The sequence below is a fragment of the Bacteroidia bacterium genome (genome assembly GCA_037045145.1).
In the GTDB taxonomy this organism is placed as follows: Bacteria; Bacteroidota; Bacteroidia; order AKYH767-A; family OLB10; genus OLB10.
The window spans coordinates 1,422,017-1,446,194 of record JBAOIA010000011.1 but is presented as its reverse complement, the minus strand read 5'-3'; the positions used below and the strand labels follow the sequence as shown (position 1 = coordinate 1,446,194).

General features: G+C 38.3%; 21 protein-coding genes and 1 tRNA gene. 14 read left to right on the top strand and 8 right to left on the bottom strand.

The window, feature by feature from the left end; genetic code table 11:
• Nucleotides 1-16: 16 nt before the first annotated feature.
• The 5 genes from V9G42_07290 to V9G42_07270 all read left to right on the top strand — a co-directional run bounded on the left by V9G42_07290 (nucleotide 17) and on the right by V9G42_07270 (nucleotide 3,218).
• Nucleotides 17-364, top strand: a complete 348-nt coding sequence (locus V9G42_07290) for a hypothetical protein (GenBank protein ID MEI2759218.1) — start codon at nucleotides 17-19, stop codon at nucleotides 362-364.
• A 275-nt stretch (nucleotides 365-639) separates the two neighbouring features.
• A complete protein-coding gene (locus V9G42_07285; protein MEI2759217.1) occupies nucleotides 640-1,530 on the top strand; it encodes a carboxypeptidase-like regulatory domain-containing protein in 891 nt (296 codons plus the stop codon).
• A gap of 233 nt (nucleotides 1,531-1,763) precedes the next feature.
• Nucleotides 1,764-2,483, top strand: a complete 720-nt coding sequence (locus tag V9G42_07280; GenBank protein ID MEI2759216.1) for a T9SS type A sorting domain-containing protein — start codon at nucleotides 1,764-1,766, stop codon at nucleotides 2,481-2,483.
• Nucleotides 2,484-2,591: 108 nt separating this feature from the next.
• Nucleotides 2,592-2,855, top strand: coding sequence for a hypothetical protein (locus V9G42_07275; GenBank protein ID MEI2759215.1), 264 nt, complete (start codon nucleotides 2,592-2,594; stop codon nucleotides 2,853-2,855).
• Nucleotides 2,856-2,888: 33 nt separating this feature from the next.
• A complete protein-coding gene (locus V9G42_07270; protein MEI2759214.1) occupies nucleotides 2,889-3,218 on the top strand; it encodes a hypothetical protein in 330 nt (109 codons plus the stop codon).
• On the opposite strand, the gene V9G42_07265 is transcribed toward V9G42_07270, so the two are convergent.
• Nucleotides 3,173-3,724: a transposase gene (locus tag V9G42_07265; protein ID MEI2759213.1), complete on the bottom strand. Its 552-nt coding sequence runs from the start codon at nucleotides 3,722-3,724 to the stop codon at nucleotides 3,173-3,175. The two genes, V9G42_07270 and V9G42_07265, sit on opposite strands and share 46 nt — an antisense overlap.
• A 123-nt stretch (nucleotides 3,725-3,847) precedes the next feature.
• On the opposite strand from V9G42_07265, the gene V9G42_07260 reads away from it, so the two are divergent.
• From V9G42_07260 to V9G42_07245, 4 genes are read left to right on the top strand one after another with little or no spacing between them, the layout of a single operon-like run.
• Nucleotides 3,848-4,822: a T9SS type A sorting domain-containing protein gene (locus V9G42_07260; GenBank protein MEI2759212.1), complete on the top strand. Its 975-nt coding sequence runs from the start codon at nucleotides 3,848-3,850 to the stop codon at nucleotides 4,820-4,822.
• 13 nt (nucleotides 4,823-4,835) lie between these two features.
• Entirely contained in the window at nucleotides 4,836-5,795 is a 960-nt protein-coding gene (locus V9G42_07255) for a T9SS type A sorting domain-containing protein (protein MEI2759211.1), read from the top strand.
• Between the two features lie 10 nt (nucleotides 5,796-5,805).
• On the top strand, nucleotides 5,806-6,780 hold the full coding sequence (locus V9G42_07250) for a T9SS type A sorting domain-containing protein (GenBank protein ID MEI2759210.1): 975 nt from the start codon (nucleotides 5,806-5,808) through the stop codon (nucleotides 6,778-6,780).
• 10 nt (nucleotides 6,781-6,790) lie between these two features.
• On the top strand, nucleotides 6,791-7,759 hold the full coding sequence (locus V9G42_07245; GenBank protein ID MEI2759209.1) for a T9SS type A sorting domain-containing protein: 969 nt from the start codon (nucleotides 6,791-6,793) through the stop codon (nucleotides 7,757-7,759).
• 109 nt (nucleotides 7,760-7,868) lie between these two features.
• Here V9G42_07245 and V9G42_07240 read toward each other — a convergent pair whose 3' ends face one another.
• Nucleotides 7,869-8,105 carry a transposase gene (locus tag V9G42_07240; protein ID MEI2759208.1) on the bottom strand — a complete coding sequence of 79 codons (237 nt, stop codon included), beginning with the start codon at nucleotides 8,103-8,105 and terminating at the stop codon, nucleotides 7,869-7,871.
• Nucleotides 8,106-8,469: 364 nt separating this feature from the next.
• On the opposite strand from V9G42_07240, the gene V9G42_07235 reads away from it, so the two are divergent.
• From V9G42_07235 to V9G42_07220, 4 genes are all read left to right on the top strand, one after another.
• A complete protein-coding gene (locus V9G42_07235; protein MEI2759207.1) occupies nucleotides 8,470-9,264 on the top strand; it encodes an energy transducer TonB in 795 nt (264 codons plus the stop codon).
• A gap of 97 nt (nucleotides 9,265-9,361) precedes the next feature.
• Nucleotides 9,362-9,826 (top strand): NfeD family protein, encoded by a 465-nt coding sequence (locus V9G42_07230; GenBank protein ID MEI2759206.1) that lies wholly within the window; start codon nucleotides 9,362-9,364, stop codon nucleotides 9,824-9,826.
• Nucleotides 9,827-9,844: 18 nt separating this feature from the next.
• Nucleotides 9,845-10,816, top strand: a complete 972-nt coding sequence (floA, locus tag V9G42_07225; GenBank protein ID MEI2759205.1) for a flotillin-like protein FloA — start codon at nucleotides 9,845-9,847, stop codon at nucleotides 10,814-10,816.
• 51 nt (nucleotides 10,817-10,867) lie between these two features.
• A tRNA-Arg gene (locus V9G42_07220) sits at nucleotides 10,868-10,941 on the top strand.
• Nucleotides 10,942-11,586: 645 nt separating this feature from the next.
• Here V9G42_07220 and V9G42_07215 read toward each other — a convergent pair.
• Nucleotides 11,587-12,213, bottom strand: coding sequence for a carbonic anhydrase (locus V9G42_07215; GenBank protein ID MEI2759204.1), 627 nt, complete (start codon nucleotides 12,211-12,213; stop codon nucleotides 11,587-11,589).
• Nucleotides 12,214-12,504: 291 nt separating this feature from the next.
• Between V9G42_07215 and V9G42_07210 the strand changes: the two genes are divergently transcribed.
• Complete coding sequence (locus V9G42_07210) at nucleotides 12,505-13,869, top strand: T9SS type A sorting domain-containing protein (GenBank protein MEI2759203.1); 1,365 nt, start codon at nucleotides 12,505-12,507, stop codon at nucleotides 13,867-13,869.
• Nucleotides 13,870-14,120: 251 nt separating this feature from the next.
• On the opposite strand, the gene rpoC is transcribed toward V9G42_07210, so the two are convergent.
• The 5 genes from rpoC to rplA form a co-directional block, all read right to left on the bottom strand.
• Nucleotides 14,121-18,413 carry a DNA-directed RNA polymerase subunit beta' gene (gene rpoC / locus V9G42_07205; protein ID MEI2759202.1) on the bottom strand — a complete coding sequence of 1,431 codons (4,293 nt, stop codon included), beginning with the start codon at nucleotides 18,411-18,413 and terminating at the stop codon, nucleotides 14,121-14,123.
• Between the two features lie 70 nt (nucleotides 18,414-18,483).
• On the bottom strand, nucleotides 18,484-22,311 hold the full coding sequence (gene rpoB, locus V9G42_07200) for a DNA-directed RNA polymerase subunit beta (GenBank protein MEI2759201.1): 3,828 nt from the start codon (nucleotides 22,309-22,311) through the stop codon (nucleotides 18,484-18,486).
• 125 nt (nucleotides 22,312-22,436) lie between these two features.
• The gene (gene rplL, locus V9G42_07195) at nucleotides 22,437-22,814 is read right to left on the bottom strand and encodes a 50S ribosomal protein L7/L12 (protein MEI2759200.1); all 378 of its coding nucleotides are present in this window, start codon (nucleotides 22,812-22,814) and stop codon (nucleotides 22,437-22,439) included.
• Nucleotides 22,815-22,884: 70 nt separating this feature from the next.
• Nucleotides 22,885-23,409, bottom strand: a complete 525-nt coding sequence (gene rplJ, locus V9G42_07190; GenBank protein MEI2759199.1) for a 50S ribosomal protein L10 — start codon at nucleotides 23,407-23,409, stop codon at nucleotides 22,885-22,887.
• A 22-nt stretch (nucleotides 23,410-23,431) separates the two neighbouring features.
• On the bottom strand, nucleotides 23,432-24,130 hold the full coding sequence (gene rplA / locus V9G42_07185) for a 50S ribosomal protein L1 (protein ID MEI2759198.1): 699 nt from the start codon (nucleotides 24,128-24,130) through the stop codon (nucleotides 23,432-23,434).
• Nucleotides 24,131-24,178: the final 48 nt, after the last annotated feature.

Below are 24,178 nucleotides of genomic sequence, written 5' to 3'. Positions count from 1 at the left end.
TCCTTCTGTTGTGAATATGCGGCCTGCGGTGCTGATTAGCGTTCCTGTGGTCGTGAGTACGAGTCCTGCGGTGCTGATTAGCGTTCCTGCGGTGCTGAGTACGAGTCCTGCGGTGCTGATTAGCGTTCCTGTGGTCGTGAGTACGAGTCCTGCGGTGCTGAGTAGCGTTCCTGTGGTCGTGAGTACGAGTCCTGCGGTGCTGAGTAGCGTTGCTTTGGTTGTGAGTACGAGTCCTGCGGTGCTGAGTAGCGTTCCTGTGGTTGTGAGTACGAGTCCTGCGGTGCTGATTAGCGTTCCTGTGGTCGTGAGTACGAGTCCTGCGGTGCTGAGTACCGTTCCATTGGTGTTTTTCAGCTTTTGTTGATGCCGGAGTGCTAAAATGGGGGCGCATATACGGAATATATTTAATATTACCAAATATCAATGTTGTAAGGATATTACTGAAAGGAGTAAGAAATTGGGTCTTGTTATTCTGTTTTACCTTTTAAATCTTCGCGAAAGCGAAATTAGTTACTGAGAAATTTAGTGTAAGGTTTTTGATGTTTTTCTAAAAACTAAAGCGGTTTTCATTCGATTAACATGTTATAAATAATTTTAATCCATATAAATATGTTATTATCAGAAATTAACAGAATGCGAATGATGAAGGCGGTTCTCGCATACCTTAAAAACACGCCTGCTGCTATCTTGTTGTTGCTTCCAATATTGACGAGTTTGACTTCGGCAATGGAGGCACTTGTAAACGCTATGCTTGCCGCTGAGCAAACCCAAGGCACTGTTGCAAACGGTGCCGGGGCTACTAAAGCTGCAAGAAAGTTAGTGTTGTTTAATGCTGCTGCTTCAGTAGGGAGAGCGTTGTTATCGTTTGCTAACAGTACAAACGATACTGACTTTGCCAAACTGATGACAGATATGTTGAAAGAACTTGACCGAAAAGCAGATGCTACTTTTATTATGCGCTGTAAAACGATTCAGGAAAAAGGTGTTGCACATGTTGGTTCGCTTGCACCTTATGGAATTAGTAATGCTGTACTTACTGCTCTGGATTTGACCATTACAAATTATGAAGGGCAGGAACAGAGTGTTAGAAACCGTATTGTGCAAAGAGCAAATGCAACTTCTGCGATTGCAACTTTGCAAAGAGAAATTACAGCATTGTTGAAGAAACAAATTGACCCTGCTGTGGAATCTATTCCTACTACATCGGAGACTTATTCTTATAAGTTTGAGTATAAGAAAAACCGGATGATAATAAATTTAGGCCATAAGTTTACTCAGTTTAAAGGTGTGAGTGTGAATAAAGAAACTGAAATGCCTTTGAGCGGTGTTGAGCTTGAGTTTAAAAATGTTGAGCGCAGTGTTAAGATTAAAACTGACAATGAAGGTAGGTACAGAGAGGTTTTGAATCCTGATATTTATGACATTATTGCAACGCATCCTGACTTTGAACCATTTGTTATTGAAGGTGTGAAAATACAGGCTGGTGAAATTAAAGTTGAGAATTTTGTGATGGTGCCGAGAACAAATTAATAATCATGTTGTTTTGTCCGTACCAACCGGATAAGTACAGGTGATTGATACGAAGTAAGAAAAGCCCTGACGATGTTGTCAGGGTTTTTTGTTTTGCCCCCCCCTCTGGCGCAAGTCTTCAGACTTGTGCCTCCCTATCATTAAAAAATGCACATTTGCAATTATGAGTAGAGATAAAGAATTTATTTTGATTTAATGCTGCTTGAATTATAGTATGGCACAAGTCTGAAGACTTGCGCCAGTGGTGCACCGGGTTATTCAGCAATTACATAACTACTATATTACCTGATACCGTGAGTGCAGGTATTGCCTGTAGTTTTTCCCCCAACAGCAGGTATATGTATGCGAATAATTATACAAAAGCGTATCAGTATGATACCTACTCTTCCAATTTTGCAGCAAGTGCAGTTGATGTGGCTACATTTGATGGCTATTCTGCGCCAAATCCTGCATGGTTTTTTCTTAACCAGTTAGCTCCTGACGGCAGAATTTACATAAGTGCAAGAAATTTTCCGAGAATACTGCATGTCATAGAAAATCCTGATAGTGCAGGAGCAGCCTGTAATTTTAATCAGCACAGTTTTATATTACCTCAAAATTATGGAGGTAATATGACATTACCTAACTTTCCTAATTACCGTTTAGGAAGGTTGGTTGGCAGTGCATGTGATACACTTACAAACCTCACCTATACCCCCCAACCCCCTAAAGGGGGAGTAACGGTAATGCCTAATCCCAATACAGGTAATTTTATAATAAGCTATGATTTGCCTCAAAACACATCAGGCACTTTGCAGATAATGGATGTTATGGGTAAAGAAGTTTATTTTAAAACATTGCCTCAGTGGAGCACCATGCAGCGTATTAATTTAAGTTCGCTTTCAGCAGGTGTGTATGTAGTTAAAATAAATAATGGTATTAATGCAGGGTATGCAAGGTTCGTGAAGGAGTAACTGTTTACTGTTGGCTAATCTCTTTTTAAAAAACGGCAAGGTCATACTTGTTAAATAAAAGCTAAAAAAAGCCACGCTTATAGCGTGGCTTTTTTGTATATTTGTTTTATGAGAAAGTCGTTTTCCTTATTATTTACCCTTATGGTTAATTTATTGCTTGGCCAAAAGAATGATAATTGTTGGCCATTGGCGTATAGTTATGGAATCGGTTCTGTTTATTATTATAACATGGAATTTACAAATGGTTATGCCGATACGGTATCCTATCAAAGAAAAATGAAATTTTTCCTGGGAAATGCCTCTTGTACCCGCGAAGCTGTGCTTCGTGGGTTTTGTGTTTGGAAGTTTTACTTCAATCATATAATAATCTAAAAATTATCATTTTTGCATATATGCAAACAACAAATGTCTGAAGTTTATAAAACTTTTCCGGGTGGTTTATATTTTGTAACATTTACAACCATTGGCTGGATTGATATTTTCACAAGGCGATTGTATCAGGATATACTTACAGACAGTATTATTTACTGCCAAAAAAACAAAGGGCTGCAACTATATTGCTACTGCATCATGCCAAGCCATGTTCACATAATTGCATCAAGAGAAGAAGGAACTTTAAATGATTTAATGCGTGATATGAAATCTTTTACCCCCCCACTGGCGCAAGTCTTCAGACTTGTGCCCTACTATCATTCAAGCAGCACTAAGTCAATAAGCCCTTTGCTGCCGCAATAATCCGTTGCGCTACTGTACACATAGTCTTCAGGGTTATAAACAAATCCTGCCCGCACAGGATTTTCATGTATGTAATTTAATTTTTGTTCTTGCATTCTTGCATCAGTTAATTCAACAGGATGATTATCCTGTTGCCAAAACTGCCAGTTTGTATTGTTGGAATTTCTTTCACCAGCCCGTTTAAAAAGATTAAACATCCATTCGCGCCTGCTTTCCTGAGAATTTTCCATAATTGCCCCTGTAATTTTATAGGCTGTAAATTTTTTAAGGTCGCGCATTATATCAGGCAGCACACATGTTCCGTTTTTAGAAATAATCATGTGTACATGATTGGTCATAATAACCCAAGCATGAACCACTAAGCCTTTTTCTTTTTGGCAATGTTTTATACTGTCAATTAAAATATCTTTATAACCGTTTCTTGTAAAAACATCAATCCAGTTTATAACCGAAAAAGTAACAAAATATATGGCATCAGGAGTGTGAAACTTATACTTGGAACTCATGGTTGCAAATGTGCAATTTTTAATGACAGGATGGCACAAGTCTGAAGACTTGCGCCAGTAGGGGTTAAACTAAATTGTATTTTTGTAAGGAGGCATTTACACCTCCTTACAATTTTTTCAATCATGAAAAAGTTAGCTATTTATTATTTATGCTTGTTTTTATCATTAAAGGTAAGTGCACAAAATTTGGTATTAAATCCTTCATTTGAAGATACCATAGCCTGCACAGGCACCTATGCTATGCAATGTAAATATTGGTATTGGGCAACTTATGGCAGTCCTGATTATTTCAGTGAACAGCCTGATATATTTTGCGGAACATCTTACGTTCCGCAAAGTGGAGGTGGATACCAATATGCAAGAACAGGAATTGCTTATGTAGGATTGGGTGTTTACACAAAACATGTTTCCCCAAATCATATAAATAGAAGAGAATATGTAGGAGGAGAATTATCCGACACGTTAAAGCAGGGGCATGAGTATTGCGTAAGTTTTTACGTTTCGGTTGCAGAAGAATTCAAATACGTTGTGGACGGCATAGGTTTATACCTTTCTGTTGACAGCGCTGTTGATTATACCATCAATACCAACCTGTCGTTTGTTCCTCAAATAGAAAATCCTTCAGGCAATATTATTTATGATACGCTTAACTGGGTGCAAATTTCAGGAACGTATATTGCCAATGGCGGAGAAAAATACCTGACCATTGGTAACTTTAAAGATGATGCTAATACCATGATTGATTCTGTTAACCTCAGTGTTCCACTTGGTGCGCATGAAGCATATTTTTTTATTGACGATGTAAGTGTAATAGACTGCACAGTGGGCATTAACGAAGTAAATGATAATAAAGATATAGGTAAGCTATACCCCAACCCTGCACGAACAGCAGTGTACTATGAAAGTGAGTTGAATGATAATGAAAATGGCTTGCTGGAATTATATGATATGCTCGGCAATAAATTATCGGCATATAAACTAAATCATGGTAAAAATAAAATTACCATAGGAACTTTAAATTATGCTCGTGGGGTATATATGGTTAAAGTAAATATAAGCGACAGACAACCTGAATTTATAAAGCTGGTATTGCAGTAAATAATCTTAAATATTGAAAAAGTTAGCTGTTTATTTTTATTTGCTTTTGTCATTAAAAGCAAATGCACAAAATCTGGTGTTAAACCCAAGTTTTGAAGATACCATAGCCTGCACAGGTACCTATGCCATGCAATGCAAATATTGGTACACGGCTAATATAGGCAGTCCTGATTATTTCAGTGAACAGCCTGATATATTTTGCGGAACATCTTATGTTCCGCAAAGTGGAGCTGGATACCAATATGCAAGAACAGGAATTGCTTATGTAGGATTGGGTGTTTACACAAAACATGTTTCCCCAAATCATATAAATAGAAGAGAATATGTAGGAGGAGAATTATCCGATACATTAAAGCAGGGGCATGAGTATTGTGTCAGCTTTTATGTTTCGGTTGCCGAAGAATTAAAATATGTTGTTGACGGTATAGGATTATACCTTTCGGTTGACAGTGCTGTTGATTATACCATCAACACCAATCTTTCGTTTGTTCCTCAAATCTCAAACCCTGCGGGTAATATTATTTATGATACGCTTAACTGGGTGCAGATTTCGGGAACGTACATTGCCAATGGTGGTGAAAAATATTTGACCATTGGCAATTTTAAAGATGATGCTAACACCGCAATTGATTCTACAAGTGCAAGTCTAATTGAAAGTTATTTTTTCATTGACGATGTAAGTGTAATTGACTGCACAGTTGGTATTAACGAAGTAAATGGTAATTTAAGTTCAGGGAAATTATATCCCAATCCTGCTAATACTGTTGTTTATTATGAAAATGAGTTAGCAGCGGACGAAAGCGGGAAAATAAAATTAATGGATATGTTAGGTAAAGAAATAAAAGAGTACAACCTTACAAAAGGCAGTAATTTTGTTTCAATACCGGTATCTGATTTGGCAAAAGGAATATACCTTGTAAAGATAAAAATAGCAGGGCGCAGCGATAAAATGATAAAGCTGGCAGTAAAATAACTGTTTAATTATGAATAAGGTTCTGATAAGTTTATTTTTGTTTTTGTCATTAAAAGCAAATGCGCAAAATTTAGTATTAAATCCTTCATTTGAAAATACAATACCATGCTGGATATTTATTAATCTTGGCACATGGCAAATGCAGTGCACCAATTGGTATTCAGCATCAGGTGGCAGTCCTGATTATTTCAGCGAAACGTATGACCCTTTCTGTTACGCCTTACCTGTTCCGCAAAGCACAGCGGGTTATCAATATGCACGAACAGGTGTTGCTTATGTGGGATTGGGTGTTTACACAAAACATGTTTCCCCAAATCATATAAATAGAAGAGAATATGTAGGAGGAGAATTATCCGATACATTAAAGCAGGGGCATGAGTATTGTGTCAGCTTTTATGTTTCGGTTGCCGAAGAATTAAAATATGTTGTTGACGGTATAGGATTATACCTTTCGGTTGACAGTGCTGTTGATTATACCATCAACACCAATCTTTCGTTTGTTCCTCAAATCTCAAACCCTGCGGGTAATATTATTTATGATACGCTTAACTGGGTGCAGATTTCGGGAACGTACATTGCCAATGGTGGTGAAAAATATTTGACCATTGGCAATTTTAAAGATGATGCTAACACCGCAATTGATTCTACAAGTGCAAGTCTAATTGAAAGTTATTTTTTCATTGACGATGTAAGTGTAATTGACTGCACAGTTGGTATTAACGAAGTAAATGGTAATTTAAGTTCAGGGAAATTATATCCCAATCCTGCTAATACTGTTGTTTATTATGAAAATGAGTTAGCAGCGGACGAAAGCGGGAAAATAAAATTAATGGATATGTTAGGTAAAGAAATAAAAGAGTACAACCTTACAAAAGGCAGTAATTTTGTTTCAATACCGGTATCTGATTTGGCAAAAGGAATATACCTTGTAAAGATAAAAATAGCAGGGCGCAGCGATAAAATGATAAAGCTGGCAGTAAAATAACTGTTTAATTATGAATAAGGTTCTGATAAGTTTATTTTTGTTTTTATCATTAAAAGCAAATGCGCAAAATTTAGTATTAAATCCTTCATTTGAGGATACTATTGCCTGCACAGGCACCTATGCCATGCAATGTAAATATTGGTATTGGGCAACTTATGGCAGTCCTGATTATTTCAGCGAACAGCCTGATATATTTTGCGGAACATCTTCCGTTCCACAAAGTGGAGTTGGATACCAATATGCAAGAACAGGTATTGCTTATGTAGGATTGGCCACACTTATGCAGCCTTCAAATCCAAATTATCTAAATAGGCGAGAATATATTGGAGGAGAACTATCCGACACATTAAAGCAGGGGCATGAGTATTGCGTCAGCTTTTATGTTTCAGTTGCAGAGGAATTAAAGTATGTTACAGATGGTATAGGATTATATCTTTCTGTTGACAGTGCTGTTGATTATACCATCAACACCAATCTTTCGTTTGTTCCTCAAATTTCAAACCCTGCGGGCAATATTATTTATGATACGCTTAACTGGGTGCAGATTTCAGGAACGTATATTGCCACCGGTGGTGAAAAATATTTGACTATTGGCAACTTTAAAGATAATGCTAATACCATGATTGATTCTATTAATAATTCAGTTCCTCAAAGCCAATATGAGTCGTACTTATTTATTGACGATGTAAGTGTAATTGACTGTACGGTTGGTATAAATGAAATAGAAAACTACCAATTGCAGTTTTTTGTTTCTCCTAATCCTGTAAAAAATAAACTGCTTATTCAGTTAACAAAGTCTAATTCAGAAATTAGAAAATTAGAAATTGTAAATGTTTTAGGTGAAATGGTTTTATCAACTAATAATTTTCAATTACAAAACAAAATAGAAACTGATGTGGGCTTGTTAAAAAGCGGAGTTTATTTTGTAAAGGTTTTTAGTGATAAAGGAATTGCAGTTAAAAAGTTTATTAAGGAATGATGCTGCTTCGTAAGCGCGAGGCTGTGCCTCGTTGCCTTTTATTTTAATGAACTCCCCACTGGCGCAAGTCTTCGGACTTGTGCCATACTATCATTCAAGCAGCACCAAGTCAATAAGTCCTTTCAGGCAATACCCAAGTTCCGTTTTTAGAAATAATCATGTGTACATGATTGGTCATAATAACCCAACCATGAACTACCAAGCCTTTTTCTTTTTGGCAATGTTTTATGCTGTCAATTAAAATATCTTTATAGAGGTTTCTTGTAAAAACATCAATCCAGTTTATAACTGAAAAGGTAACAAAATATATCGCATCAGGATTGTGAAACTTATACTTGGAACTCATGGTTGCAAATGTGCATTTTTTAATGATAGGGAGGCACAAGTCTGATTCCGATAGTTATCGGGATGCGCCAGAGGGGTAGTTATCGGGATGCGCCAGAGGGGCATTTTTTAATGACAGGACGGCACAAGTCAGAAAGACTTGCGCCAGTGGGAGAAATGTGCATTTTTTAATGACAGGACGGCACAAGTCAGAAAGACTTGCGCCAGTGGGAGGCAATTACTGCATTCAAAGTCCCCTGAAATGCGGGAGACTTTGAATGGACAAAGCCAATCAAGTTTTACCGTCATCGAATGGTAAAATAGTTTTCGGAAATAATAATATGGAATGTTGTTGCGTCATACATCTATAAGATAAAAGCAACATTATGGAATTTATTTATTCACAGCGGTGGTGCGAACTGATATTCGAAAACCGCAACAAAGATTATGGCGCATACCATTTAAGACAAAATGAATCAAATCGCCTTTTACATTCCTGGATAATTGCCTCAACTATAATTGCTGCAATGCTAATAGGAATTGCACTTTCAGGAGGCCCATCTATTGAACTTATTCAGCAATATACAGATAAAACAAAGTTACCTGAAATTATTTATAACTTCAATAAAGTAGAACCTCCTCCAATACCAATAACGAACACTACAACACCAGCAACCCATTCCAACGGTAACGGCATTCCCGTAGTGACTGATAGAAAATTACAGATCATTGAACCTTTAATAACGTCACCACTTACTGTTTTACCAACTCTTAATTCAACAGGTGGCGGCACTTCTATTGTTCCTGTTACATCAGGGAATGGAACTATAGGTACAGGATCTTCAACTACAGGAGCGTCAGATTTTACATTAATACCTGAAGTTCTTCCTGAATTTCCGGGAGGAGAAGAAGCCTTGATTCGTTTTGTTCAAAAAAACATTATTTTCCCATCTGATTTAATCAAGAATGAAATCAGTGGAACTGTTTATGTAGGATTTATAGTGGATAAAAGTGGCCATGTCAGCAATATCAAAATTCTAAAAGGTATTGATAATGCGCCTGAATTATCACTTGAAGCCATCAGAGTACTTGAGAAATCTCCACTATGGAAGCCTGGATTACAGGGCGGTAAACCTGTGGCTGTTGCCTATACATTACCGGTAACATTTACCATCAAATAATTTCTGTTTCAAGAAAAAAAGAATAAATAAATTCGTGTTTTTTAATAAAGGCTGTTGCTTTTTAGCAATGGCCTTTTTACTATGTTTGCTACCGAAAATGGGAACCATATTTATTATCATTTTACTGATACTAGTGGGCATAATTATGTTGATTCTGGAGATACTGATTCTGCCAGGGTTAATTGCCGGCATTATTGGTGCATTAATGATTTTAGGTGGCATTTGGTATGCCTTTCAAGAACTGGGAAATACTGTAGGTTCTATTATTGCACTTATTACTATTACTGTTACTTCAGCTACCATTTACCTGGCTTTTCGATACAATGTGTGGCGCAGATTCAGTCTTCAACAATCAAGCGATTCTAAAATTGAACGGGTTGATGAAATGGATATAAAAACGGGTGAACAAGGCAAAGCACTGTCGGCATTAAGACCAATGGGAACAGCAGTATTTCATAATAAAAAAGTAGAGGTGCAATCGCTTGGCGAAATGATTGAAGCAAATTCTACAGTTGAAGTTATTGAAGTAATGGCAAATAAACTTATTGTAAAAAAAATATAAACTTTAAAATCTAAAAAAATGGCAAGTATTCCACTACTCATTCTGGTTGTTGCAGGTATTATTCTGTTTTTTCTATTTCTTTATTTTGTTCCTGTTAATCTCTGGATAACAGCAACTTTCTCAGGAGTAAAAGTCAGCATACTGAATTTAATTTTAATGCGCTTAAGAAAAGTGCCGCCAAGTGTAATTGTAAATGCTATGATTACTGCCACTAAAGCGGGGCTTAGTGTTACGATTCCTGATTTGGAAACACATTATCTGGCAGGTGGAAATGTGAACAATGTAATTAAAGCATTAATATCAGCAGACAAAGCCAACATTCCATTATCATTCAAAATGGCTGCTGCCATAGATTTGGCTGGTCGCGATGTTGCAGATGCTGTTCAACTTTCTGTAAACCCAAGAGTAATTGATACACCTCCTGTTTCTGCTGTGGGCAAAAATGGAATACAGTTGGTGGTGCGTGCGCGTGTAACTGTTCGTACCAACATCAATCAGTTAGTGGGTGGTGCAGGTGAAGAGACTATTCTTGCTCGTGTTGGTGAAGGAATTGTAACAACTATTGGTTCGGCACATGACCATAAAAGCGTTTTGGAAAATCCTGATCAGATTTCAAAAACTGTTTTAAACAAAGGTCTTGACGCAGGTACAGCATTTGAAATATTATCAATAGACATTGCCGATATAGATGTAGGCGAAAATATTGGTGCTAAACTTCAGATGGAACAGGCTACTGCCGACCTTAAGGTGGCACAGGCTATGGCCGAAGAACGCAGGGCTGCAGCTGTGGCCTTAGAGCAGGAAATGATTGCCAAAGCACAAGAAGCCAGAGCGAAAGTTATCGAAGCCGAGACACAGATTCCTATGGCAATGGCAGAGGCTTTTCGTAGTGGTAAGTTAGGCATTATGGACTACTATAAAATGGAGAACATACAGGCTGACACATCTATGCGTGAGTCTATCGGTAAGCCTCCAAAAGGAAATTCATAATTTCTGTTTTGGAATAAGTGAATTTGGTTATCTTTGCGCCACTTAAAAAATGGTTCCGTAGCTTAACTGAATAGAGCATCTGACTACGGATCAGAAGGTTGGGGGTTTGAATCCCTCCGGGACCACTTAATAAAGAGCGAATCAGCAATGGTTCGCTTTTCTGTTTATTAATATTTTCTATTGAATTTCTTATCTGCAATAACGAATAAAGCAATTAAATAGGCTGGGTTGAGAGGTGACTCTGTCACTCTCAATGGCGAGAAAACCTCGCCATTTGAATCCCTCCGGGACCACTTAATAAAGAGCGAATCAGCAATGGTTCGCTTTTCTGTTTATTAATATTTTCTATTGAATTTCTTATCTGCAATAACGAATAAAGCAATTAAATAGGCTGGGTTGAGAGGTGACTCTGTCACTCTCAATGGCGAGAAAACCTCGCCATTTGAATCCCTCCGGGACCACTTAATAAAGAGCGAATCAGCAATGGTTCGCTTTTCTGTTTATTAATATTTTCTATTGAATTTCTTATCTGCAATAACGAATAAAGCAATTAAATAGGCTGGGTTGAGAGGTGACTCTGTCACTCTCAATGGCGAGAAAACCTCGCCATTTGAATCCCTCCGGGACCACTTAATAAAGAGCGAATCAGCAATGGTTCGCTTTTATTTTTTACTCTTATGGCTTTTGTTTACATTCTTTAAGAATGTAAGTAGGTTAGTTAAAATGCAAAGAAAGTTTTATATGAGTGTTTGAGAGTTTTAATGTACTATCTACCCCAAATCATAAATTTCCATTATCTCTTTCAACTCATGGGGCAGGTCAATTTTCAAGTCAATTAGCTTCCCTGAATGAATGTCAAAAACCCATCCATGAACCTGTAAGTTTCTATGTTTATATGCCTTTTGTACCGAAGCAATTTTGATGAGGTTAATGCACTGTTCCTGCACATTCAATTCTACAAGGCGTTTATACCGCTCGTTTTCGTCAGCTATACTGATGAGCTCTTGCTTATGTATTCTAAATACATCTCTGATGTTTCGCAACCATGGATTTAATATACCTAAGTCTTGAGCCTCCATGGCTGCCTTCACCCCACCACAAAAATAATGACCACAAATAACTACGTGTTTTACTTTCAGAAAATTAATAGCATAATCCACAACAGCATTCATGTTCAGATCAATACTGATAACCATGTTGGATACATTTCTATGAACAAACACTTCGCCCGGTTGGGAGCCCATTAACTCTTCTGCAGTTACCCTGCTGTCGGAGCAGCCTATAAATAAAACCTCCGGACTTTGTCCTTCAGACAGTTTTTCAAAATACTTTGCATCAGATTCCAACTTTTTTTCAATCCACTTCTGATTGTTTTCAAAAATCTTTCTTAGTTCCATACTACAAATTTAATAAATTAGACATTGCTATCATGTTGTTTACTAATTTAGTTTAATTGACCTTATTGCCATAACTTTTAGTCAATCTAACTTATTTTATTCAAGATAAAAACTAACTGCAGCATAAAATCATTCAACAGTTTACCAGCAACAATGTCATCACCACATCAATTAATGAAACTAAATTTAGTTAACAGAAACGTTCTGAGGGGAAGCCATACCATTTTACTACAAATTCAGTATTTCTTTTAAAACCCCTGTGACATAGTTTTGTATTAAAATAATAGCACTATGCCACAACTAATCTCACAAATAAAAATAACAGGCCTTACACTAGCTGTTGCCTTGTTTATGATATCAGACGCAAAGTCACAATGGGTGGAAACAGGCGGACAAAACAGTCTTGCTGCAAATGGTTTAATTCATGGTATTTATCATGATTTTTCAGGAAAAATTTATGCAGCCGGATACTTTTACAATAACACTTCAAAATATTATATAGCTAAATGGGATGGTACAACATGGAGTGAGCTTGGGGGCGTCAACTCTCTTTCTGCAAATCAGGTATTATGGCTTGTGACAGGTGATGCAAATGGCAACATTTATACAGCCGGAAATGCAACCAATAATAATGGAAATAAATATGTAGCTAAGTTTGATGGCACATCATGGAGTGAATTAGGTGGAATCAACTCGCTACAGGCCAATGATATTATTTATGCTGTTTGTACTGATGCATCAGGCAATGTTTACACTGGCGGAAAATTCAAAAACAGTAACAACCAATCGTATATTGCCAAATTTAATGGCACATCATGGAATGAGTTAGGTGGACCAAATAGTTTGGGTGCAACAGGGTTTATCAGTGCAGTTATTGCTGATGCAACCGGAAATATTTATACAGCCGGAGATTTCCGTAATGCAAGTCAGAACCGTTATGTTGCGAAATGGAATGGCACCTCGTGGAGCGAAGTTGGCGGCTTAAACGGACTTTCTGCAAATGCAGTGATTTATACCTTATGTATGGATGGTTTGGGTAATTTATATGCTGCCGGCAGATTTAATAATGCCAATGGACTTTACAATGTAGCAAAATTTGACGGAACAAATTGGAGTGAATTAGGAGGCTCCGGTGCATTAAATGCTAACGCTTACATTTTCAATATTTACTGTGATGCAAACAATAACATTTATGCTGTTGGTGATTTTTACAACAGTAATGGCAATAGATATGTTGCCAAATGGGATGGAGTATCATGGAGTGAAGTTGGTGGTGTCAATTCATTACAGGCAAATAATACCATCTATGGCGTTTCTGTGACATCAAATGGAGTTTGTTATGCCGGTGGGCGATTTACAAACAGTAGCCAGAACTACTTTGTAGCACAATATCCAAATACCACAGGACTAAGTCATGACCCTCATACAACTATCAGCATTTATCCTAATCCTGCCAATGATTATTTAAAAATTCAATCAGATGAGGCATTAGCATCCCCTGCTATTCGTATTTTCAATTTAACAGGCCAGTTGGTTTGTCAACAAAATATCATTGATGACAATACTGTTTCGGTGCAAGGTCTCTCAAAAGGCAATTATCTATTGGAGGTTATTACACAAAAAACAATAATGCGTTCACGATTTGTTAAAGATTAATTTGCTGCTGTGAATTATACAACAGCTTGTCATCAACTAATATTCGCATTGCAAAGTGTATAAATTTCACTTAAAGCACACTGATCAATGATTCAAAAAGCATGATCTGTGTTGATAATAACTATCATGACAAACATTACATTGATCGTGTCACACAGAAATGAATAATAAAATATTTGGTGCAACTTCTCTAAAAACAAAAAACCTTTGGCTATGCACCAAAGGTTTTTTGTTTTAAAATATTAATAAACTTATTGCTCTACTGCCTCATTATTTGATTCTTTTGAAGCCATAAGCAAATCATACTCTTCTTGTGAACCAACAATCAATCGCTCATACTCGCGCAATCCTGTTCCTGCCGGAATCAAGTGTCCAACGATAACATTTTCTTTCAATCCGTTCAGGTAATCAACCTTACCATTGATAGCAGCTTCGTTAAGTACTTTAGTTGTTTCCTGGAATGATGCTGCAGAAATCCAGCTCTTAGTATGTAATGATGCCTGTGTAATTCCTTGTAACAAAGGTGATGATGTGGCAGGAATAGCATTACGAGCTTCTATTTCTTTCTGATCCTTGCGTTTCAACATAGAGTTGTCATCACGCAGTTTACGTAGTGTAATAATCTGCCCTGGTCGGTATTCTGAATCACCGGGTTCTGTAACTACCATCTTATCCATAATCCAGTCATTTTCTTCCATGAACTCAATCTTGTTTACAGATTCTCTCTCAAGGAAGCGCGTATCTCCTGCATCTTCAATTACAACTTTACGCATCATCTGACGCACAATTACCTCAAAGTGTTTATCGTTAATCTTCACACCCTGCAAGCGATATACTTCTTGTACTTCGTTTACTAAGTATTCCTGTACTTGTGATGGTCCTTTAATAGCAAGAATGTCGGATGGGCTGATGGCACCGTCTGACAATGGAGCACCGGCACGAATAAAGTCGTTATCCTGTACAAGTATGTGTTTTGACAATGGAACAAGATATTTTTTTACATCTCCTTCTTTTGAGGTGATGACAATCTCACGATTTCCTCGTTTAATTCCACCATAAGCTACTACTCCATCAATCTCGCTTACTACAGCTGGATTCGAAGGATTACGTGCTTCAAACAATTCTGTTACACGTGGCAGACCTCCTGTGATATCACCCGTTTTACCACTTGCACGAACAATTTTAACCAACACATTTCCTGACTTAATTTTCTGACCTTCATTTACCACAATGTGAGCACCAACAGGAATGTTGTATGCTTTCACTACTTCTTTCTTGTCATTCAGAATTTTAATAACAGGGTTCTTTGTTTTATCACGACTGTCAATAACAACTTTCTCTTTGTAGCCTGTTTGCTCATCAGACTCTTCGCGGAAGGTCACACCTTCTTCAAGATGTTCATATCCAATTTTACCATCGGCTTCGCAAATGATTACTGCGTTGTATGGATCCCATTCGCAAATCACATCACCTTTTTTCAATGTGTCGCCATTTTTAACAAACAAATGTGAACCATAAGGAATGTTATTAGTTGCTAAAACAGCCTTAGTTGTTGGGTCAACAATTCGGAATTCACCGGAACGACCAACCACAACTTCATATTTTTTATCCCCTTCTTTGTAAGGGAGCGTACGCATTTCTTCAAGTTCGATAACACCGCCAAACTTCGCCTCATGACGTGATTCTGATGCACCTTTAGAGGCAACACCACCCACGTGGAATGTACGAAGTGTAAGCTGTGTACCCGGCTCACCGATTGACTGTGCAGCAATAACTCCAACAGCCTCACCTTTCTGAACCATACGTCCTGTAGCTAAGTTTCTGCCATAGCATTTGGCACAAACACCTTGTTTCGATTCGCAAGTCAATACCGATCTGATTTCAACAGATTCTAATGGCGAATCTTCTATTTGTGCTGCAACATCTTCTTTTATCTCTTCGCCTGCATGAACAACTAATTCACCGGTTAATGGATGATAGATATCGTGGCAAGACACACGTCCAAGAATTCTGTCGTATAAAGTTTCTACAACTTCCTCCTGATTTTTCAATGCAGTTTCAGACAGACCACGTAATGTTCCGCAATCAGGTTCTGTGATGATAACATCTTGCGCCACGTCAACAAGCCTTCTGGTTAAGTAACCGGCATCGGCTGTTTTTAAGGCTGTATCGGCAAGACCTTTACGCGCACCGTGAGTAGAGATAAAGTATTCAAGAATTGATAATCCTTCTTTAAAGTTTGAAAGAATTGGATTCTCGATAATCTCACCACCTGATGCACCTGATTTTTGTGGCTTAGCCATCAGACCTCTCATACCACCTAACTGACGAATCTGCTCTTTAGAACCACGGGCACCGGAGTCAAGCATCATATACACAGCATTGAAACCTTGTTTATCAGCAATCAATTGCTTCATCAACGTTTCGGTAATACGTGTGTTAGTACGTGTCCAGATATCAATAATCTGATTGTAACGCTCGTTGTTGGTGATGAAACCCATGTTGTAGCTGTTTCGAACCTCTTCAACTTCAGCTTGCGCTTTAGTCACCAACTCTGCTTTAGCACCAGGAATCAATACATCATTAAGGTTAAAAGAAAGCCCTCCTTTAAAGGCCATCTTAAATCCAAGATCTTTAATATCATCAAGGAAACGTGCTGTCTGCGCAATGCCGCAGTTCTTCAATACCTGGCTGATGATATCACGTAGTGCTTTTTTAGTTAACACCTCATTGATATAACCGGCTTGACGTGGAACCACTTCATTAAACAACACACGACCCACGGTGGTCTCTATCACACGTTTCACTATCTCACCGTTCTCTTTAACATGTGTTTTTACTTTTATGTAAGCATGCAGGTCAACACGTCCTTCATTGAAGGCAATGGTAACCTCTTCAGGAGAATAGAAAACAGAACCTTCTCCTTTTACTTTTTCTTTATCTGTTGATTTCTTACCCTTAGTCATGTAGTACAATCCAAGAACCATGTCCTGAGAAGGTACGGTTATTGGTGCACCATTGGCAGGGTTAAGAATGTTGTGCGATGCAAGCATCAGCATTTGCGCTTCAAGAATTGCAGCATTTCCAAGTGGAACGTGAACAGCCATCTGGTCACCGTCAAAGTCAGCGTTGAAAGCCGTACACACCAATGGATGCAACTGAATTGCTTTTCCTTCGATAAGCTTTGGCTGGAATGCCTGAATACCGAGACGGTGAAGTGTAGGAGCACGGTTGAGTAGTACAGGATGTCCTTTCAATACATTTTCAAGAATATCCCAAACAATAGCATCTTTACGATCTACAATTTTCTTTGCAGACTTAACTGTCTTTACTATTCCTCTTTCAATAAGTTTACGTATGATAAATGGCTTAAATAATTCTGCTGCCATATCTTTTGGTAATCCGCACTCATGCAATTTCATCTCAGGTCCAACAACAATTACCGAACGTGCAGAATAGTCAACACGTTTACCAAGTAAGTTCTGACGGAAACGTCCTTGTTTTCCTTTCAATGAATCTGAAAGTGATTTCAATGCACGGTTCGATTCAGTTTTAACGGCATTCACTTTACGTGAATTATCGAAAAGGGAATCTACTGCTTCCTGCAGCATACGCTTTTCATTACGTAAAATCACATCAGGAGCTTTAATTTCCAACAATCGCTTCAATCGGTTGTTACGAATAATTACACGTCTGTAAAGGTCATTCAAATCGGATGTTGCAAAACGTCCACCATCCAATGGAACCAATGGACGAAGTTCAGGTGGTATAACAGGAACAACTTTTACAATCATCCACTCAGGACGGTTTTCAATATTCTGATTAGCATTGCGGAAAGCTTCAACTACGTTGAGTCTCTTTAATGCTTCATTTTTACGCTGCTGCGAAGTTTCATTGCTGGCCTGATGACGAAGTTTATATGATAACTCATCAAGGTCGAGACGTGAAAGCAGGTCATACAATGCATCTGCCCCCATTCTAGCAATAAATTTATTCGGATCTGTATCGTCTAGATGCTGATTTTCTTTTGGAAGGTTATCAAGAATATTCAGGTACTCTTCTTCTGTGAGGAAGTCAAGGTAGTTTACACCATCCTGTGCTTTAACACCTGCCTGAATAACTACATAACGTTCATAGTAAATAATCAGATCTAATTTTTTTGTTGGCAATCCCAACAAGTAACCAATTTTATTTGGTAACGAACGGAAATACCAGATGTGTGCAACAGGAACAACTAACTGAATATGTCCCATGCGCTCACGTCTAACTTTCTTTTCTGTTACTTCTACACCACAACGGTCACAAACAATACCTTTATATCGGATACGCTTGTACTTTCCGCAATGACATTCCCAGTCTTTTACAGGACCGAAAATGCGTTCGCAAAACAAACCATCGCGTTCAGGTTTATAGGTACGGTAGTTAATTGTTTCCGGCTTCAGCACTTCACCGCTTGACTGCTCCAGAATATGTTCCGGTGAAGCTAAGCTGATGATGATGCGTGAAAAATTACTTTTTATTTTATTATCGCGTTTTGCTGCCATTTTGTTTTTATTGAATGATTTTATGATGGAAAACTACGGGCAAAGGCAACCTGCCTTTGCCCGTAATTTTTTAATCTAATGTTATTTTTAAACCTAATCCACGCAATTCATGCAGTAATACATTGAACGACTCCGGCACTCCCGGTGTTGGCATGTTATCTCCTTTAACAATTGCTTCATAAGCCTTTGCTCTTCCCACAACGTCATCTGACTTAACAGTCAACAATTCCTGAAGAATGTTTGATGCACCGAATGCTTCAAGTGCCCACACCTCCATCTCTCCAAAACGCTGACCACCAAACTGTGCTTTACCACCTAAAGGCTGTTGCGTAATGAGTGAGTATGGTCCGATAGAACGTGCGTGCATTTTATCATCTACCATGTGACCTAATTTAAGCATGTAAATGATACCTACTGTTGCAGGCTGATCGAAACGCTCTCCTGTGCCACCATCTGTCAGATAGGTTGCTCCATACTTAGACAATCCGGCTTTATCTACATAATGTTCTATTTCATCTAATGTAGCTCCATCAAAAATTGGCGTAGCAAACTTTACACCCAACTTTTGTCCGGCCCAACCAAGTACTGTTTCATAAATCTGACCAAGGTTCATACGAGATGGTACACCAAGCGGATTAAGTACAATGTCAACAGGTGTTCCGTCCTCAAGGAAAGGCATCTCCTCTTCACGTACAATCTTGGCAACAATACCTTTGTTACCATGACGACCTGCCATCTTATCACCAACTGTTAGTTTACGTTTTTTAGCAATATAAACTTTTGCCAACTGCATAATACCTGCTGGCAGTTCATCACCAACCTGAATCGCAAATTTCTTACGTTTATATGAACCAATTACATCATTTATTTTAATGTTGTAGTTGTGCAACAACTCTTTTATCTGATCATTACGATCTTTATCAGTTGTCCACTTGGATGGATTGATGTTATTATAATCCAACTCCTGCAACATCTTTTGTGTAAACTTGCTGCCTTTAGGAATAACAAACTCTTTGAAAATATCCATCACACCTTGTGATGTTTTTCCATTCACCAGGATAAACAGTTTGTCAACCAATTTAGCTTTTATTGATGCCAGGTCTCTTGCTTGCTCTTCATCAAGTTTGGTTAACACTACTTTATCATCTGTTTTTGAGTTTTTATCTTTCACTGCACGTGAAAACAACTTCTTGTCAATTACCACACCTTTTACAGATGGTGGAAGTTTCAATGATGCATCTTTAACATCACCGGCTTTATCACCAAAGATGGCACGAAGCAGTTTCTCTTCCGGTGAAGGATCTGTTTCTCCTTTTGGTGTTATTTTTCCGATAATGATATCGCCTTCTTTCACTTCTGCACCAACACGAATCAATCCGTTATCATCAAGGTCGCGGGTAGCTTCTTCACTTACGTTTGGAATATCGGCAGTAAGTTCTTCAAGACCACGTTTAGTATCGCGAACTTCAAGCGTATATTCATCAACGTGAAGAGAAGTGAAAATATCTTCGCGTACAACACGCTCAGAAATCACAATAGCATCTTCGAAGTTATTTCCTTTCCAGGGCATGAAAGCAACTTTAAGGTTTCGTCCTAAAGCTAATTCACCATCTTTGGTTGCATAACCTTCGCACAATACCTGTCCTGCTCTAACCTTCTCCCCTTTTCTTACAATAGGTTTAAGGTTAATACAAGTGCTTTGATTTGTCTTCTGGAATTTTATCAGATTATAAACTTCAATCTCATCACTAAAGCTCAGCAGTTTCTCATCTTCTGAAAGAATACTGCGAACTCGAATTTCATTAGCATCTACATATTCAACCACTCCATCATGTTGTGCATTGATAAGTACGCGTGAGTCGCGCACTACCTGACCTTCAAGTCCTGTTCCAACAACGGGTGCTTCAGGGCGCATCAATGGTACAGCCTGACGTTGCATGTTTGACCCCATCAGTGCACGGTTGGCATCATCATGTTCAAGGAAAGGAATCATTGAGGCTGCAATAGATGCAATTTGATTAGGAGCTACGTCAATCAGGTGCAGATGTTCTGGATCTACTTCAGGGAAGTCGCCTTCATAACGTGCCTTTACACGCGAATCAAGGAAGTTTCCTGATGCATCAATATGTGCATTTGCCTGTGCAATAACTTTATTATCTTCTTCTTCTGCAGTTAAAAATACAGGAGGACGATTTAAATCAACTTTTCCGTTTTCGATTACTCGATAAGGTGTTTCTATAAATCCAAGATTGTTGATTTTTGCGAAAACACAGAGTGAAGAAATCAAACCGATGTTTGGTCCCTCAGGTGTTTCAATGGTACATAAACGTCCGTAGTGTGTATAGTGAACGTCACGAACCTCGAAACCTGCACGCTCGCGCGAAAGACCTCCGGGTCCAAGGGCAGAAAGCCTTCTTTTATGCGTAATCTCAGCTAATGGATTGGTTTGATCCATAAACTGCGACAGCTGGTTGGTTCCGAAGAATGAGTTGATTACTGACGATAATGTTTTTGCGTTAATCAAATCAGCAGGCGTAAATACTTCGTTGTCGCGAACATTCATACGTTCACGAATGGTACGTGCCATACGTGATAAACCCACACCAAACTGAGAATACAACTGCTCTCCAACAGTACGTACACGTCTGTTTGATAAGTGGTCAATATCATCAACATCAGCCTTTGAGTTAATTAACTGTATGAGATATTTTATGATTAAAATAATATCCTCTTTAGTAAGCACCTTCACATCTTCAGGTGTATTGAGGTTAAGTTTTTTATTGATACGGTAACGACCTACTTCACCTAAGTCATATCTCTTGTCAGAGAAGAAAAGTTTTTCGATGATACCGCGTGCCGTTTCCTCATCAGGTGGCTCAGCATTACGTAACTGACGATAGATATGCTCAACAGCTTCTTTTTCGGAGTTGGAGGTATCTTTTTGCAGTGTGTTGTATATAATTGCATAGTCAGCAGAGTTACCATCTTCTTTATGAAGGATAATAGATTTTACTCCTGCTTCAATAATAAGGTCAATGTGATGATCTTCGAGGAAGGTTTCACGCTCAAGAATAATTTCATTACGCTCAATAGAAACTACTTCACCGGTATCTTCATCCACAAAATCTTCGACCCACGATTTAAGAACACGCGCTGCTAACTTACGGCCAACATGCGATTTTAATCCTGATTTACTAACTTTAATTTCGTCAGCAAGTCCGAAAATTTCAAGAATCTGTTTATCACTTTCAAAACCTATTGCACGCAACAATGTGGTAACCGGAAATTTCTTTTTACGGTCAATATACGCATACATGACACTGTTGATGTCTGTTGCAAATTCTATCCACGACCCTTTGAAAGGAATTACACGTGCTGAATAAAGTTTTGTTCCGTTAGCGTGACGGCTCTGACCAAAAAACACTCCCGGTGAACGGTGCAGCTGTGATACAATAACACGTTCTGCTCCATTGATTACAAAGGTTCCCTTTGGTGTCATGTACGGAATTGTACCTAAGTAAACATCCTGAACAATAGTTTCGAAATCCTCATGTTCAGGGTCGGTACAATAAAGTTTTAATTTTGCTTTGAGAGGCACACTGTGTGTGAGTCCTCTTTCAAGACATTCCTGAATAGAATATCTTGGAGGGTCAATAAAATAATCGAGAAACTCAAGCACGAAATTATTTCGTGAATCCGTTATCGGAAAGTTTTCTGCGAATACTTTATAGAGACCTTCATTCTGACGGTTGTCAGATGTTGTTTCAATCTGGAAAAAATCCTGAAACGATTTCAACTGAATGTCGAGAAAGTCAGGATAATCTATTAAGTTTTTATTCTTAGAGAAGTTTATTCTTTTTGAACCGCCTTTATCTGGCGTTGTTGTGATTGCAGCCAAGTGAATTTGTTTTTATATTGATTTCAATCCTAGTTGTACTAAAAGCCTTTGCAATTGCAGAGGCTGTAAAAGGGGTATAGGCCTCCCCCATTTGGGAAAGGCCTATGATTTTTTAAACCGAGGTATTACTTGATCTCAACTTCAGCTCCGGCTTCTTCAAGTTGTTGCTTGATAGAATTTGCTTCTTCCTTAGAAACACCTTCTTTAACCGGTTTTGGAGCGCCATCAACTAAGTCTTTAGCTTCTTTCAAGCCAAGTCCGCTCAATTCTTTTACCAGCTTTACTACAGCCAGTTTTGCATTTCCGCCTGATTTAAGAATAACATCAAAAGATGTTTTTTCTTCAGCAGCAGCTGCGCCACCGCCACCGCCACCGGCCATCATTACTGGTGCTGCAGCAGCAGGCTCAATACCGTATTTGTCTTTTAGAATGGTTGAAAGCTCCTGAACTTCTTTTACTGTCAGGTTTACCAACTGTTCTGCGAATGCATTTAAATCTGCCATTTTATTTAATTTTAATTGTTTTAAAAGTTTATTTGAATTGTACTATAGTTTAAGATTCAAAGGTGGAAGCTTAAGAACCTTTCTCTTCTAATGTTTTTAATATGCCGGCCAGTTTGCTGCCACTTGACGACAGTTGCGATACCACATTCTTGGCTGGCGACTGAAGAATGGCAATTACCTCGGCAATAAGTTCATTCTTAGATTTCAGATTAGCTAATATCTCTAACTGATTATCACCAACGAAAACTGATGAATCTATCCATGCAGCTTTAATTGCCGGAATGCTGTCTTTCGCTCTGAACTCCTTAATAAGTTTTGCAGGTACATTAGATACTTCACTGAACATAATTGCCGAAGTTCCTTTTAATGCAGGAATCAACGTATCATAAGCAGTAGGATCAAGTTTCTGCAATGCCTTCTTGATAAGGTTATTTTTTGCAACACGTAGTTTTACATTTTTACTGTAACAAAGTCTGCGCAGCTTAGATGTTTTTTCACTGTTCAGACTCTCAACATTGGTAATGTAGAAGTTTGGGAACTCGCTGAACTGTTGTGCCAGGCTATCTATTTCTATATTTTTTTCTTCTCTTGTCATTTGTTGAATAATTTATATATGATTATTGACCTGCAATTGATTTAGTATCCACCTTGACACCGGGACTCATTGTGCTGCTCATTGAAACACTACGCAGATAAGTACCTTTTGCTGATGATGGTTTTAATTTGATGATGCTTTGAAGTAACTCATTGGCGTTTTCATAAATCTTATTAGGCTCAAAAGAAACTTTACCTACTGATGCGTGAATGATACCTGTCTTGTCAACTTTAAAATCAATTTTACCACCTTTAACTTCAGTCACTGCTTTACCTACGTCAGTAGTTACAGTTCCTGTCTTTGGGTTTGGCATAAGGTTACGAGGACCTAAAACACGTCCTAACTTACCAACTTTTGCCATTACAGCAGGCATGGTAATTACTACATCCATGTCAACCCAACCTTGTTCAATTTTGGTGATGTACTCATCCAATCCAACATAGTCGGCACCGGCAGCTTTTGCTTCGGCTTCTTTATCGGGTGTGCAAAGCACCAATACTTTTACAGTCTTTCCCGTACCATGTGGCAGGGTCACGATGCCACGAACCATCTGATTTGCTTTACGTGGATCAACGCCCAATCTGATGCTCAAATCAACTGATGCATCAAACTTTGTAAACGTGATGTCTTTAACAATCTTGGAAGCATCCTGCAGTGTATAAGATTTTTCACTGTCGTACTTCGCAGTAACCAACTTTTGGTTTTTTGTCAGTTTTGCCATTTTATATAATTTGTGAAGTGCAATCGTCACGAATCAACGTGACTCCTT